Source organism: Acinetobacter sp. SWBY1 (assembly GCF_002946595.1).
Lineage (GTDB): Bacteria > Pseudomonadota > Gammaproteobacteria > Pseudomonadales > Moraxellaceae > Acinetobacter > Acinetobacter towneri.
This window is the reverse complement of the sequence record NZ_CP026616.1, coordinates 30,045-43,168: the sequence shown is the minus strand read 5'-3', so window position 1 is coordinate 43,168 and position 13,124 is coordinate 30,045. Positions and strand designations below refer to the sequence as shown.

Here is a 13,124-nt window from a genome sequence, read left to right as displayed (position 1 = left end):
AATAAGTGACTATCTAAAGTTTAGCAATATGCTAAATTTAGTTAGATTTACGATTTTATGCCACTTCAACTTATTGAATACGCATGCCAATAATCGCACGTTGCCCTTGGCGAATAATCACCACACGCGCAACTGTACCTTGTTTCAAGGTAGATACTGTTTCAACAAATTGATTGGCATTTTGGATAGTAGTGTTATTCAGTTGCACAATCACATCACCTGGCATAATACGTGCCTGAGCTGCCGAACCACCACGACGCACTTCCTGAATCAGCACACCGCCTTTAATATCTAATTGGCGTTGTTCTGCCACGCTTAAATCACGAATCGACACTCCTAAAACAGGGCCTTTGGCTGCGGTATCAGGGTTGTTTTTGGCAGGCGTGTCATCAGGTGCTGTGCTCACCGTAGCGGTAATATTACGGCGTTTATCATCACGTAATACTTCAAGCTGAATACTTTGATTTGGCACTGAACGGTTTAAATAGTTCAACAATTCAGACGTTCTGGAAATAGGTGTGCCGTTGTATTTAAGAATCACATCGCCCGCGCGCAAACCTGCACGTGCCGCAGGTGAGTTTGGTGCAACTTGAGTAATTAATGAACCTTCAGGCTTACTGAGTTTATAAGATTCTGCCAAATTGCGGTCAATATCTTGCAAACTCACCCCTAAATAAGAACGAGTCACTTTACCGTTACGCTTTAACTGATCGGCAACATCCATGGCAACATCAATAGGAATGGAGAATGACAAGCCCATATAACCACCCGTACCACTAAAAATACGGGAGTTCACGCCGACCACTTCACCGCGCTGGTTAAATAGTGGCCCGCCTGAGTTACCTGGGTTAAGCGCCACATCGGTCTGAATAAATGGCACTGAAGTTTCACCCATCATATTACGCATTTTGGCACTCACGATTCCTGCCGATGCAGAATAGTCAAAGCCAAATGGTGAACCAATCGCAAGTACAGGCTCACCTACACGTAATTGATCGACATTGCCTGTACGCAGTTCTGGATAACTGCTGCCCTGCACTTTTAATAACGCGACATCGGTACGTTCATCGCTCCCCACAACAGTTGCATCAAGTTCACGGCGGTCATTCAGTACAATGGTAACTTTAGAAGCATCTTCAACAACGTGGTGATTGGTTAAAAGGTATCCATCTTTACTGATAAAAAAGGCACTGCCATAACCTGTTTTTTCTTGTGGAATTTGCTGTTGGGGAATAATCACTTGATTGCCAAAAAAACGGCGTAAAATTTCTGGAACTTGTTGTTGTAAGAGTTCTTCCTGACTCATTTTTTTGACAACATTGACACTCACCACCGCAGGACTAACCTGCTCAACCAAATTAGAAAAGTCTACTGGTGGTGCTGCTTGAGTCTGCACAGTTGCCATAGTAAAAACAGCCGCATATAAACCTTTTTTTAAGTTGCGATTTTTCATAAATAGCATTCACTCAATAATAATTATGACTTTGAACTCACCTTATTTAGCACAAAATAATAGGCTTTTGCGTAATAAAATGTTGAATCTTTTTCAATTACGGTTTGGCAGGCACTGTGGAGGATAGCTGAGATAGCATCTTATATTTGACCCATCAAAAATGATGCGCCAAAGTGCTATAAATGAAAAGCGTGGAATCGAATCACAATAAAAGTGGGATATTCCATAAAAGTTGCCAGTTTATTCTTTTTTTTCATTATTCAAATCCACTTCGCACTTGCCTTTTTCTGTAAAAAGGGGTGTCATTATCCAACTTTTTTCAAATTAGCTGATGGACATGCCTAATTTAAACACAACACATCAATTTGATGTGATTATTGTGGGAAGTGGTGGTGCAGGTTTGAGTTTAGCGCTCTCATTACCCCAGCATTTCAATATTGCCGTTTTGGCGAAATCTACCCTTACTGAAGCCAGCACTTTCTATGCGCAAGGCGGTGTCGCGGCAGTTCTTGATGAAACAGATTCAATTGAACAACACATAGATGACACTATGATTGCAGGTGCGCATTTATGTGAAATGGATGCCGTCAAGCAAACCGTAGAAGGCGGCAAACCTTCGGTAGATTTTCTGCTGAAACAAGGTGTGCAATTTACTTTAGATGAACAAGAACAGTTGCACTTAACCCGTGAAGGCGGTCACTCACAGCGACGTATCATTCACGCTGCCGATGCAACGGGACGCGCAATTTCGACCACTTTGGTACAACGTGCCCAAGAACAGCAAAACATCACCATTTTTGAAAATTATATTGCGATTGACTTAATTACCTCGCAAAAATTAGGTTTAAATGAAAGCAATCGCGCTTTGGGCTTATATGCATTAGATGAAAAAACACAAAAAGTGCATAGCTTCCTTGCGCCATTTACCGCACTTGCCTGCGGTGGTGCAATGAAAGCCTATCTATATACATCTAACCCAGACATTGCTACAGGTGATGGTATGGCGATGGCATACCGTGCAGGTTGTCGTGTGGCAAATATGGAATTTAACCAATTCCATCCGACCTGTTTGTATCATCCTCAGGCGCGTTCCTTTTTAATCACCGAAGCCATGCGTGGTGAAGGTGCATATTTGCGTTTACCCGATGGTGAGCGTTTTATGCTGCGTTTTGATGAGCGTGCAGAGTTGGCACCACGTGACATTGTCGCACGTGCAATTGACTATGAAATCAAACGCTTAGGTATTCGCCATGTGTGGTTAGACATCACTCATAAACCTGCAGAATTTGTAAAGGAACACTTCCCAACGCTGTATGCACGTTTACTGGAATTAGGTATTGATATCACCACTGATATGATTCCTGTTGTACCTGCTGCCCACTACACTTGTGGTGGTGTGATGGTGGATGAACATAGCCAAACCGATATTGCAGGTTTATATGCGATTGGTGAAACTTCTTATACAGGTTTGCATGGCGCTAACCGTATGGCAAGCAACTCTCTTTTAGAATGTTTTGTCTATGGAATGGCGGCCGCCAAACATATTGAAGCTCATTACACCGCAGATTATAGCTCGCCTGACGTCCCTGCTTGGGATGATTCTCAAGTCACTAACCCTGACGAAGATGTGGTGATTTTACAAAACTGGGATGAGCTACGCGCAACCATGTGGAACTATGTCGGCATTGTACGCACCACTAAGCGTTTAGAGCGTGCCTTACACCGTATTGAAATGCTAAAACGTGAAATCACCGAGTATTATCAGGACTATCAAGTCAGTAAAAACTTGATTGAGCTGCGTAATTTGGTTCTGGTTTCTGAAATGATTGTGCGCTGTGCCATGCAACGCAAAGAATCACGTGGTTTACACTTCACACTAGATTATCCAGAGCTTGCGCCTGAATTGCGTAAAACTGTGCTCATTCCACCAAATTTCCAAGTGGAAACTCCATTGGTGAATGAGTGATCTGATTGCTTGTTACACAACAGCATTTGCATAAAAGTATCTGTGAATAAAGTGCATTTGAATTCTAATGCAAGAAAGCACCGAATCGTGTTCCATAACACGATTCGATATTTTATCATTTTGAATATGATGACGTTAACTTACTAAACCTCCCCCCAAGAATTCATCAAGTTGAGTTTTAGATTACGGCTGCAACTTGAGTACCATCTTGAATAAATGCTTCTAAGCGAACTTGACCAGCCAATAGTTGCTGTAATTGGTGGCTAATTATGTACTGCAATTGCTGCCGTGTCTGTTCGTCTATAGGCGCATTTTGCAATTGTTTTGACAAATGCTGTAATGCTGCTTGAGCCCCCAACTGCTGCATTTTAATTGCATACAGATAGCCCAACACCACTCCTTTCTGCACATAATTTGCAGCTAAATCATGCTGCAGATGATAAATCAAAGCACCCATCACCCGTTCATTGGCTGAGAGTTTACGCAAAGGGTCACGTGCCACACGCTGACACGGGTCTTTATAGGCATGTTCACATGAGTCCAGAAAGCTCTGTGCCAGATGCTTTAAGTTTTGCTGACGATGCGGCAACTGTGCAGCTAATCCCAACGCTACTTGTGCCGAAACAGCGCGGGTAAAATCTGCAACCAATGGGTCTGCCATTGCGACACCAATACTGTTATGCCCTATTAAACTGGATAACCAAGCCATCATGGCATGTACACCATTCCATAAACGATTTTTAATGAGTTGGATTTCGGCAATATCATCTACCAAAATCATTTGACGCATGTGTTGCAATAATGGACTGGCATTTTCCACATAAATAGGCATGTCACTTTCAGCATGAAATAAAATTAAATCCATACTTTGCAAAATGTGACTGGGCTGAAAATTGCGTCTTAAATCTTCTACATATAAGGTGGCTTGACGCTCTTGCTCAGGCTGCAATCGAGTATTGTCTTCAATTTCAATTGGCTCTGCTTCGTCATCCAACTGAAATTGCTTAAAAATATTATACTTGATGCGTAATTGGCGATATAAGTTTTGATCGCTTAATTTAGAGACCATTCTATTTACGACAGTATCGCAAAAATAATGCTGCGCCATAATTTTGGCTGCCGTATCGGGATCCAACAACGCCTCTAACGCCTGATGAATATGCGTCATCAAGAGCTGTTTTGCCCCAACTTTATTTAAAATTACCAAAATAGTTAAAGGCTGATGGAGTTCAAATTGCGCTATAAAACGGGCATATAAGCCCAGCGCAATTACTTTAGCCTCTTGCTGTAAAGCATGTTCAGGCAAACATAATGCAATTAGGCTCGACTCCACATACATTTGCTGCATCTGCTGCAAGTTCTCCGCATCAATGATGTGCATATTTTCAATTCGTTCATCATAAGAACATTGTCCATAACGAATTGAATACGTTCCAAAGGCGTTTACTGCAGAACGATATAAGGTATTCCGTGTAGAAGCATAAATACGTTTAGGACGGGTATAGCCATCCCAGTGCGATAAAATTTGGGCCAAATAGCCCCCACCTATTGCACCAAAACCATGAATCCCCACACTCAACTGATTTAAAGTTTGCGGGAAGGCCTCTTGTAAACTCGGCATTTCCAATACAGGAATAACTTGATTTAAGTCATCTAAATAAGCTTGCATACTTGCGTAATAATGCTGCGTGAGTGACAACATATTAGCATTAGGTTTTTTTATATCCCGAAATAGTATGGTTATGCCACCCGCTGCATGTGCAGATTTGATTCCATTTTCAGAATCTTCCAGCATGAAACATTCGCTGGGTTCTAGATTAATTTTTTGTGCGGCTGTTATAAAAATTTCAGGATGTGGCTTGCCCTGTTGCACCTCATCGCCACAAACTAATACATCAAAAAACTTATAGACATTGGCATTAATCAAATATTCTTCGGCAATGGCACGACGACTAGACGTAGCAACCGCCATTCTCAAGCCAGACTTTCGTAACCGCTCTAATACCTGCAACAAACCTTTTTTAATGGGCACACCAAAATTGCGCACACTTTCTAGTTCTAGTTCATCAGCACGCTGACGGATCTCACGGTAAGGAATGTCTGCACCATATTCTGCTTGCGCCAGTTGTTCAGCGCTCTTTGCACTCAAACCCAAACATTGCATGAGGTATACGTCTGAAAATTCAACGCCAATGAGCTCCTGAGATGCCTGCTTCAATGTTTGAAACCGTAATCGTTCAGTATCAAACATTGTTCCATCCATATCAAAGATTGCTCCATGAACAATATTGTTCTTAAATTTAAGCATTTAGCTCCCTTGTTTTATCACTTACGGGTTGCTAGCTTAGACAAAAGCAGATTTGATCTATATGAAAAACATAAAATGAAATATTTGTGATTATTTTTTAACCAATCAAACCCTGATTTTCATGCAGTATGTGTACATATGTAACCACATGGTAAATATAAGTAACTAAAATTAAGATAAAGCTGACTTTATTCTCAGCCAATCTGTGGAATCGAATACGTCCCTGTGACATGCGCCACGGCATCATCTACACCTTCGGAATATACCCAAATCTCACCGACCACGAGGTTTTTCCCTACTTTCATTAAGCGACATTCACCACGTAAATTACGCCCTGCTGCGGGCTTGCGTAAAAAGTTGATGTTTAAATTACTGGTCACCGCCAAAGCCACCAAACCCAACTCCCCTAAAATGGCGATATAAAGTGCATAGTCAGCAACGGTCATCATGGTCGGCCCCGATACTGTGCCGCCTGGGCGTAAATCACGTTCATCGATGTGATAATTCACCAATGCCCCACGTGGGGTGATGGACACAATTTCACATTTTTCCAAACTTTGCGGAAACTCAACTTTTAAAAATTCAATAATTTCGTCTTTGGTCATATTTACTATTCGCTATTATTTAAATAAAAAAATCTTCTAAAGCATTTCCACTATAGAAGATTTTTCCATTCAATCAAATGTCTAGGGTCTGTTGACATTTCATAAATGGCTTGCGCTGTAGGCTAAAACTAAGCAGATCAGGCATGAAACGCAGGGAATAGCGAGACTATTACCAAGCTTCATAACGCAATCTGAGAAAGTTTTAGCCACAGTCCTTCGGAACGAGCATATTTTTTGCTGCTATTGCGTTATGTGCCAGTGATTTAGAATGACTAAATTTCCTGTCCCATGCCTTATATCAGCTAAAAAATATGCGTCGTCGCAAACATAGACGAATCGTCAACAGACCCTAATTGACCCATTGGCTTGTTATACCTTTGTTTGTTATGCCTTAGCTTGCAAATAGTGCATCGCCTGTGCAAATACTTGATCGGGGCTTTGTGTTGCATCTAAGCGCTTCACTCGCTCAGGGTGTCGCTCCCACAAAGTTTGATAGCCACCTCTTACTTTCTCAAAGAAAGTTGCTTTCTCTTGTTCAAAACGATCAAGTTCACCACGCGTCCGTGCACGGGACATACCCAGTTCAATCGGTGCATCGAGCCAAAAAGTTAAGTCAGGCATACGTGCAACAAAGTTATTATTTAAAGTCTGCAACTTGCTTTCACTCAAACCACGTCCTGCACACTGATAAGCAAAACTGGCATCGCTAAAACGATCACATAGCACAGTTTTCCCTACAACCAACGCAGGTAAAATCACCTGATCTAAATGCTGGGCACGCGCTGCATACATCAACAATAACTCAGTGTCTGAACACATTTTTTCTTCATGGTTGACCGCGAGCAACAAAGCACGAATTTGCTCTGCCATAGAGGTTCCACCCGGTTCACGGGTTAAAACCACCGACTGACCTTGTGCAGTAAAATAATCATGAATACGGCGAATAAGTGTAGTTTTGCCTACCCCTTCAGTACCTTCAAAACTGATAAACATGCTTATTCCCCTGATTTTTTCGTGCGTAGTACGTTTAAATATTCCTGTACGGCACGGTTATGATCTTGCAAATTGGTGCTAAATTTATGCCCACCGTTACCTGTCGCGACAAAATAAATATTGTCAGATTGGTCTGGATGCATAGCCGCTTCAATGGCTTTTTGACTTGGCAAAGCAATTGGTGTTGGCGTTAAGCCACTCATGGTATAGGTGTTGTATGGCGTTGGAGTGCGTAAATCCTGACGGGTGATATTGCCCTGATAACGATCTCCCATACCATAAATCACGGTTGGGTCAGTCTGTAAACGCATCCCCAGTTTTAAACGACGTACAAACACACCCGAAACCTGCTCTAATTCAGCATCAACATTGGTTTCTTTTTCAATAATAGATGCCATGATTAAAGCTTCATATTTATTTTTATAGGGCAAATCTGCTGCACGATTATTCCAAGCATCATCCAATGATTTCATTTGACGCTGATATAAATCGGTTAAAATTTTACGGTCAGTTTCACCTTTGGCAAAGAAATAAGTATTCGGCGCAAATAAACCTTCGGGATGTGTAAAAGGAATATTTAAAGCTTTTAGCATTTGATCATATGGCAAATGCGACACTTCTTTGGTGACTAACTCATCTTTCTTTAACGCATCAATCAATTGTTTAAAAGTCGTGCCTTCGATCACCAAAATACGGTTCATTTGTGCATTTTCAGCATTGGCGATCATTTCCATAACCTGACGTACACTCATACCCTGACGAACTTCATACACGCCTTTTTTCATGCTGTCGTGAATCATCACCCGTTGATAGAGCTTTAAAACAATTGGAAAATTCACATGATCTTGTTCTGCCAAACGATCAATAAAGCGTGAATAGGTATCACCATCATTAATGGCCAATAATTGTTTTTTGCCTTCAACAGGATAATCTTTGAATAAGCTTGACCATAAGATCATGCCAATGACCAAAAACAGTCCAAGTATAAAAATAAGCGTGCCCTGAATAGCACGCTTAGACCACATAGTTTTGGTTTTCTTTTTAGATTTTGATGGGCGCTTAGACATAAGAATGAATCTGATTCAGTTGAAGTTGCTTAAATAATTCCACACACGGCTGCACATCTAAAACCTGCTGCCCTAAATGGCTGACAATTTTCATGGGCGTTAAAGCATTACAGAAAAACAGACTTTGAATCTGCGCAATTTCCGCAGCATGAATATCACGCTGTTCACAATGCAAATTCTGTTGTTGCATGCGCGATAAAATTTCTGCCCGCATGACACCGTGCACGCCATTATAACCAAGTTGCGGGGTAATCCATGTATTGTTTATACGAATGAAACAATTACTACTCACACCTTCAACCACACTGCCCTGTACATCAGTAACCAAAGCTTCTGTCCAGCCTTTTTGATCGGCTTCTTGTTTGAGCAATACCTGTTCAAGTCGGTTTAGACTTTTCAGCCCAACTAAATTCGGCATGCTTAGTCCAATCGCTTGTGCCAAGATGCCACTTTGAATGATGTCATAATGATATGCCGTATCTAAAGCCGCTTGTACTTGTGGATAGAAAAACACCCAAACATCGGCAGGATGATCAGGCAAGCTGTAGCCACGCTGCCCCACACCACGACTTAAAACAATCTTCAAAGTACCATTTAACTCGCCATGCGCCTGCTTTAAAAGTGTCAGCGTTTCAGTGATTAACTCAAGATTGGCATTTAAAGAAAGTTGGCGATTGGCATATTGCAAACGCGCCAAATGGCGGTCAAATAATTCAATTTGATTTTGGCGAAAACGTGCAGTGCTAAAGCATCCATCACCATAATGAAACGCGCGATCTAACACATGAATCTGCTCGGTAGGCTTGGCATTTTTATAACACTGCATGGAAGAAGTACTCGTTATTTATCTCTAAATATAGAAAACAATGAAGAAATTTATATTTATCATTTACTGATATTCACCGCATTTTAAATTATTTTTTCAGCAAATAGACTACCGATATGCTTGCCTCATTCAACAACAGATTTAATACCTGAGGTCAAACATGAACTTTACAAAACTGAAAATTGGACTACTGGCGGCAGTACTTTCGGCAACAGCCTTGTGCGTTTCTGCAAAAGACTTTCTGAATGTTTCCTACGATCCAACCCGTGAATTATACGATAACTTTAACAAAGATTTTGGTGCGTACTGGAAAAAAGCCACCGGGCAAAACATTAACTTTAAACAATCACATGGCGGTTCGGGCAAACAGGCACGTGCGGTGATTGATGGTCTAGGTGCCGATGTCGTGACTTTGGCACTGGCTGCCGATATTGATGAAATTGCCAAACGCGGTCTATTACCTAAAGACTGGCAAAAGAAATTTCCGTACAACTCGACCCCTTATACATCCACAATTGTATTTTTGGTGCGTAAAGGCAATCCGAAAACGATTCAAGATTGGAGCGATTTGGTCAAACCTGGTGTGGAAATCATTACTCCAAATCCAAAAACATCTGGCGGTGCACGCTGGAACTATTTGGCAGCGTGGGCATGGGCAAAACATCAACCTGCGGGCAGTGATGCCAAAGCGCAAGAGTTTGTTCGCCAAATTTATAAACAAACCAAAGTATTGGATTCAGGCGCACGTGGCTCAACCACCACTTTTGCAGAACGTGGCATTGGTGATGTTTTGTTAGCTTGGGAAAATGAAGCCTATTTAGCCGTGCGTGAACAACCGGGTAAATTTGAGATCATCACACCTTCTCTATCTATTTTGGCTGAACCGCCTGTGGCGATTGTAGAGAAAAATGTGCAAAAAGATGGCAATCAACACTTAGCCAAAGCCTATTTAAACTATCTCTATTCGCCTGCGGGTCAAAACATTGCTGCGAAGAATTATTACCGACCACGTAATGCTACGGTGTTGGCACAATATAAGTCGCAATTTAAACCATTGAAGTTGGTGACTATTGATCAAGAGTTTGGTGGATGGAGCAAAGTTCAGAAGCAACACTTTGAAAATGATGGCATTTTCGATCAGATTGTCAAAGCCAACCAAACCAAATAATACTCCGAAAGGTAAATCATACCAAAGCTCTAGCTGAAAACACCCAAATTGAAAAATGCGGGTGTTTTCACAAACGCATTTTTACCTGATTCACATATATCTCTTTTATTCATATAAAATTCATTTTTAATTATTTTTTTTGCATAGAAACTCTAGTTATCCTTGTTGCAGATTATTTAAAACATGAATTTTACAGCATTATCTTACTGAGTTTTGAATCCAAGTGATCACAGCCAAAGCTGAAAATGATGGGTTCAATTCATATTCAAGCGTTATTCAGATCATTATTTCAGGCTGAAATATGCGAAGGAGCATCGACATGATTCATACCGTAATTGTTCCAGGTGTAGGTGGCAGTGAATATGCGCACTGGCAATCTTGGTTACAACGACAACTCATGTCTTGCTCGCGTGTACAACAGTCAGACTGGAATAGCCCAATTTTACAGAACTGGGTTGCTGAATTTGTCAAAACAGTTGCCCCAATTCAGAACGATATTCAAATTGTGGCGCACAGCTTTGGTTGTCTGACCACAGTGGCAGCCTTAGCACAGCAACCTAAATTGCAGGCAAAAATTAAAAATGTGGTTTTGGTTGCACCTGCTAACCCTGCCCGTTTTGGTGAATCTGGTTTTGCACAACACAGCCAAAGCAATTATTCGGCTTATTTTCAGCAACTTAAATTGGCTGTACCGACACGCTTATTGATCAGTGAAAATGACCCGTGGCTAAGTTTTGCAGATGCACAGGCACTTGCCCAAGCATGGCAATTAACACCGATTAATTTAGGACAAGTGGGTCATATTAATGTTGCATCAGGCTTTGGGGCATTTCCTGAAATTTATGATTATTTGATTGCAGAAAATATGCAATCATATATCAGTATTTCTGATAACAACAAGTATTTATTCAAATTTGCAATTTAATCTTCGCAAATTATGCTTGTGCCGAATTTATCTTTTACTTTTATCTGTTTGTTTTCAAACACTCATTCTCTCTTTTGAGGAGTCATCATGTCGCAGCGATCCAAAGTGCTGCCAGGATTTGGTCTTTCTCTAGGCTTTACCCTAGCGTATTTATCCTTAATTGTTCTTATTCCCTTATCGGCTGTATTTATTAAATCGCTGGGTATCGGTTGGGATGGTTTATGGGAAATTTTAAGTTCAGAACGTATCCAAAAATCTTTGCAACTCAGTTTTAGCGCTGCGCTCATTGCAGCCTTTATTAATGTCGTCTTCGGCTTATTATTGGCATGGTGTTTGGTACGATACAGCTTTCCGGGCAAACGTATTATAGATTCTTTGGTCGATTTACCTTTTGCATTGCCTACTGCAGTTGCGGGTATTGCCCTGACTTCTTTATACGCACCGACTGGCTGGATTGGACAATATTTAGAACCATTAGGCATTAAAGTCGCGTATACCCCTATCGGGATTACCCTTGCCCTGATTTTTATTGGTATTCCATTTGTTGTGCGTACCGTGCAACCCGTACTCAGTGACTTAGAAACCGAGTTGGAAGAAGCAGCATCTGCGCTAGGGGCTAACCGCTTTCAAATTGTCACCAAAGTGATTTTCCCTATTTTATTGCCTGCACTGATTACAGGTTTTGCCCTCGCATTTGCGCGTGGCGTGGGTGAATATGGCTCGGTGATTTTCATTGCAGGTAACCAACCATTTAAAACTGAAATTGCACCCTTAATGATTATTTCTCGTTTAGAAGAATATGACTACGCAGGTGCAACCACAATTGCTGTGGTGATGTTGCTGATTTCTTTTGTCATGCTGTTCTTAATTAACTTATTACAAGCATGGGCAAGTCGTCGCACAGGGAGAACTGCACGATGAGTTTAAATACCAACAGCAATGCTTTGGCTGAAAAACTACAATCACGCGATGCAACACGTGAACCGACTTGGGTACGCTATACCCTGATTGCAATTGCCTTCATTTTCTTCTTAAGCTGTCTGATTTTGCCGCTGATTTTGGTTTTTGTCGAAGCGTTTAAACAAGGCATTGGTGTCTATGCCCAAGCATTGGTGCATCCTGACACTTTATCAGCAGTGAAATTAACCTTACTCACTGCAGCCATTGCCGTGCCTTTAAACGTGATATTTGGTATTGCCGCAGCGTGGTCAGTGGCGAAATTCAATTTCCGTGGTAAGTCGATTCTCACCACCTTAATTGATATGCCTTTTTCAGTTTCTCCTGTCATTGCAGGTTTAATGCTAGTCCTGATTTTTGGTACACAAGGTTGGATGGGCGGCTGGTTGATGGAACACGACATCAAAGTTTTATATGCCGTACCTGCAATTGTGATTGCCACCATCTTCATTACTGTACCTTTTGTGGCGCGTGAGTTGATTCCTTTAATGGAAGCGCAAGGCACAGAAGAAGAAGAAGCTGCGATTGTATTAGGTGCATCGGGTTGGCAGACCTTCTGGAAAGTCACTTTGCCAAACATAAAATGGGGGTTAATTTACGGCGTGATTCTGTGTAATGCCCGCGCAATGGGTGAGTTTGGCGCGGTATCTGTGGTATCGGGGCATATTCGCGGAGAAACCAACACCCTACCGCTGCACGTCGAAATTCTCTATAACGAATATACCTTTAGTGCTGCGTTTGCGGTGTCCTCTCTCTTGGCACTTCTCGCGATTGTGACCCTGATTTTAAAAACTTGGGTTGAAATTCGCCAAGAAAAGCAAAACCAACGCAATGAAGATTCAACTGTTTCTTAAGG

Annotated in this window: 11 protein-coding genes; 5 read left to right on the top strand and 6 right to left on the bottom strand. The window is 41.5% G+C overall.

Annotation, left to right across the window (positions count from 1 at the left end):
- Window positions 1–70 precede the first annotated feature (70 nt).
- On the bottom strand, window positions 71–1,453 hold the full coding sequence (locus tag C3Y93_RS00220; protein ID WP_004971727.1) for a Do family serine endopeptidase: 1,383 nt from the start codon (window positions 1,451–1,453) through the stop codon (window positions 71–73).
- A gap of 331 nt (window positions 1,454–1,784) precedes the next feature.
- Between C3Y93_RS00220 and nadB the strand changes: the two genes are divergently transcribed.
- Window positions 1,785–3,419 (top strand): L-aspartate oxidase, encoded by a 1,635-nt coding sequence (gene nadB / locus C3Y93_RS00215; RefSeq protein WP_162495521.1) that lies wholly within the window; start codon window positions 1,785–1,787, stop codon window positions 3,417–3,419.
- 178 nt (window positions 3,420–3,597) lie between these two features.
- On the opposite strand, the gene mtlD is transcribed toward nadB, so the two are convergent.
- The 5 genes from mtlD to pabC all read right to left on the bottom strand — a co-directional run bounded on the left by mtlD (window position 3,598) and on the right by pabC (window position 9,218).
- Window positions 3,598–5,727 (bottom strand): bifunctional mannitol-1-phosphate dehydrogenase/phosphatase, encoded by a 2,130-nt coding sequence (gene mtlD, locus C3Y93_RS00210; RefSeq protein WP_104851758.1) that lies wholly within the window; start codon window positions 5,725–5,727, stop codon window positions 3,598–3,600.
- Between the two features lie 194 nt (window positions 5,728–5,921).
- Window positions 5,922–6,332, bottom strand: coding sequence for a PaaI family thioesterase (locus tag C3Y93_RS00205; protein ID WP_104851757.1), 411 nt, complete (start codon window positions 6,330–6,332; stop codon window positions 5,922–5,924).
- Between the two features lie 384 nt (window positions 6,333–6,716).
- Entirely contained in the window at window positions 6,717–7,325 is a 609-nt protein-coding gene (gene tmk, locus C3Y93_RS00200) for a dTMP kinase (protein ID WP_104851756.1), read from the bottom strand.
- Window positions 7,326–7,327: 2 nt separating this feature from the next.
- Window positions 7,328–8,392: an endolytic transglycosylase MltG gene (mltG, locus tag C3Y93_RS00195; RefSeq protein ID WP_104851755.1), complete on the bottom strand. Its 1,065-nt coding sequence runs from the start codon at window positions 8,390–8,392 to the stop codon at window positions 7,328–7,330.
- Window positions 8,385–9,218, bottom strand: coding sequence for an aminodeoxychorismate lyase (gene pabC, locus C3Y93_RS00190; protein ID WP_104851754.1), 834 nt, complete (start codon window positions 9,216–9,218; stop codon window positions 8,385–8,387). The genes mltG and pabC overlap by 8 nt, the downstream gene beginning before the upstream one ends.
- Before the next feature lie 160 nt (window positions 9,219–9,378).
- Here pabC and C3Y93_RS00185 point away from each other — a divergent pair, with 160 nt between their 5' ends.
- From C3Y93_RS00185 to cysW, 4 genes are all read left to right on the top strand, one after another.
- Window positions 9,379–10,386 carry a sulfate ABC transporter substrate-binding protein gene (locus tag C3Y93_RS00185; RefSeq protein ID WP_104851753.1) on the top strand — a complete coding sequence of 336 codons (1,008 nt, stop codon included), beginning with the start codon at window positions 9,379–9,381 and terminating at the stop codon, window positions 10,384–10,386.
- Between the two features lie 319 nt (window positions 10,387–10,705).
- Window positions 10,706–11,311: an alpha/beta hydrolase gene (locus tag C3Y93_RS00180; RefSeq protein ID WP_104851752.1), complete on the top strand. Its 606-nt coding sequence runs from the start codon at window positions 10,706–10,708 to the stop codon at window positions 11,309–11,311.
- 87 nt (window positions 11,312–11,398) lie between these two features.
- Window positions 11,399–12,232, top strand: a complete 834-nt coding sequence (gene cysT / locus C3Y93_RS00175; RefSeq protein WP_004971748.1) for a sulfate ABC transporter permease subunit CysT — start codon at window positions 11,399–11,401, stop codon at window positions 12,230–12,232.
- Complete coding sequence (gene cysW / locus C3Y93_RS00170) at window positions 12,229–13,122, top strand: sulfate ABC transporter permease subunit CysW (RefSeq protein ID WP_104851751.1); 894 nt, start codon at window positions 12,229–12,231, stop codon at window positions 13,120–13,122. Before cysT ends, cysW begins: the two co-directional genes overlap by 4 nt.
- Window positions 13,123–13,124: the final 2 nt, after the last annotated feature.

Excerpts from the sequence above, each read along its gene's own strand:
- C3Y93_RS00220 (WP_004971727.1), bottom strand. The coding sequence starts at position 1,453 with ATGAAAAATCGCAACTTAAAAAAAGGTTTATATGCGGCTGTTTTTACT.
- nadB (WP_162495521.1), top strand. The coding sequence starts at position 1,785 with ATGGACATGCCTAATTTAAACACAACACATCAATTTGATGTGATTATT.
- mtlD (WP_104851758.1), bottom strand. The coding sequence starts at position 5,727 with ATGCTTAAATTTAAGAACAATATTGTTCATGGAGCAATCTTTGATATG.
- C3Y93_RS00205 (WP_104851757.1), bottom strand. The coding sequence starts at position 6,332 with ATGACCAAAGACGAAATTATTGAATTTTTAAAAGTTGAGTTTCCGCAA.
- tmk (WP_104851756.1), bottom strand. The coding sequence starts at position 7,325 with ATGTTTATCAGTTTTGAAGGTACTGAAGGGGTAGGCAAAACTACACTT.
- mltG (WP_104851755.1), bottom strand. The coding sequence starts at position 8,392 with ATGTCTAAGCGCCCATCAAAATCTAAAAAGAAAACCAAAACTATGTGG.
- pabC (WP_104851754.1), bottom strand. The coding sequence starts at position 9,218 with ATGCAGTGTTATAAAAATGCCAAGCCTACCGAGCAGATTCATGTGTTA.
- C3Y93_RS00185 (WP_104851753.1), top strand. The coding sequence starts at position 9,379 with ATGAACTTTACAAAACTGAAAATTGGACTACTGGCGGCAGTACTTTCG.
- C3Y93_RS00180 (WP_104851752.1), top strand. The coding sequence starts at position 10,706 with ATGATTCATACCGTAATTGTTCCAGGTGTAGGTGGCAGTGAATATGCG.
- cysT (WP_004971748.1), top strand. The coding sequence starts at position 11,399 with ATGTCGCAGCGATCCAAAGTGCTGCCAGGATTTGGTCTTTCTCTAGGC.
- cysW (WP_104851751.1), top strand. The coding sequence starts at position 12,229 with ATGAGTTTAAATACCAACAGCAATGCTTTGGCTGAAAAACTACAATCA.